This is a genomic window from Synechococcus sp. WH 5701 (genome assembly GCF_000153045.1).
GTDB classification, from domain to species: Bacteria; Cyanobacteriota; Cyanobacteriia; order PCC-6307; family Cyanobiaceae; genus Regnicoccus_A; species Regnicoccus_A antarcticus.
In genome coordinates this window covers 1-1,144 of the sequence record NZ_AANO01000122.1, presented here as the reverse complement: position 1 = coordinate 1,144, position 1,144 = coordinate 1, and the positions used below count along the sequence as shown (strand labels likewise).

Genomic DNA, 1,144 nt, shown 5'->3' with positions numbered 1-1,144 from the left:
ATCGCCCAGCGTCCATAGGCCGGCGAAGGCGTCGCTGGCCAACACAACCATTCGGGGGTGTCGTAGCTGTGTAACTCTCCAAGCACCTGCTGAAGCCTCTCCAGGCGATCAGCCGTTGTTTTCATCAGAAGTTGCACCTCACCATCCATCTGGATCTCCCCCTCCCCAGTAATAAAGAGCTTCCGTGGATTGCAAGCTCACACAGGCCACAAGCCGTCGTTCGAGAAGCGAACGGGCTAACGCTTTGGCTCGAATTGCATCACCCTCCGTTGTGAGCACCAACATCAAAGAATTCGACTCAGCCATGGTCGATCCGTTTCAAAAAGGCGGCTTCCCCAACAACGGTGTCCACACCCGATGGTGAAGGTGGTCGTCTGAGGAGCAACAAGGTCAAACTCTGCTCTTCCGCAATCCGACGCCACAGGCGTTCTGTCATGCCACCGGACTGACGACAGACCACTGCCGTAATCCCCCAACGGCGGCACAACGCCCGCTCAAGCTGTCCAGGTGTTGCCCCTTCCAACGGTCGCACCACCGCCAAGTGATCAGGGGGCAAGCCAGCAGCCAAAGCCGAACGCAAACCCAACCGTGTGGGCATGGCACGGGCAAAAAGATCGCCTCCTGCCAAGCGAGCTGAGTCCGCGATCGCAGCGAGATGACGTCCACCAACGGCTAACAACAGTCGCTGGCCTGAGAGTGCCATGGTTGATAGATCTGCACCATTTTCAAGCAGATGGGTCGCAGCATGACCCTCCTCCCACGGGCGCTCAAACCGCAACAGCGGTTGCTGCGCGGCGAAGCACACCTCAGCCAAGTCGTGGCTGATTTTGGTTGCAAACGGGTGGGTGGCATCCACCACCCAGCGGAGCGTTGCTTGACGCTTCAGTTCTTCAGCGATCCCCTCCACACCCCCGAGGGCACCAATGGCCATGCTTTCTACCGCCAGCCCCCTATAAGCCTCCGCTGCTGCTGGGGTTACAACACTCACCCGCACCCGACAATGGCGCTGAAGCAGGGCACGGGTAAGGCGTGGACCATCGCCGGTTCCGGCCAGCAACCAGACACGAGGCTGGTCAAGAGGGGGGTCGTGCATCAGGATGTGCGCCGAAGAAAGAAGCAGCCATGAACCATTGCGTGCTCGAGG

General features: G+C 59.5%; 3 protein-coding genes. All 3 read right to left on the bottom strand.

What is annotated here, in order from left to right:
- Window positions 1-125 (bottom strand): divalent cation tolerance protein CutA (gene cutA, locus WH5701_RS18730; RefSeq protein WP_369791630.1); only part of this gene is annotated, 125 nt, incomplete at its 3' end.
- 13 nt (window positions 126-138) lie between these two features.
- A complete protein-coding gene (cutA, locus tag WH5701_RS18725) occupies window positions 139-285 on the bottom strand; it encodes a divalent cation tolerance protein CutA (RefSeq protein WP_369791629.1) in 147 nt (48 codons plus the stop codon).
- 13 nt (window positions 286-298) lie between these two features.
- Window positions 299-1,144, bottom strand: an 846-nt coding sequence (locus tag WH5701_RS16400) for a precorrin-6A/cobalt-precorrin-6A reductase (protein WP_369791628.1), incomplete at its 5' end; no start/stop codon positions are given.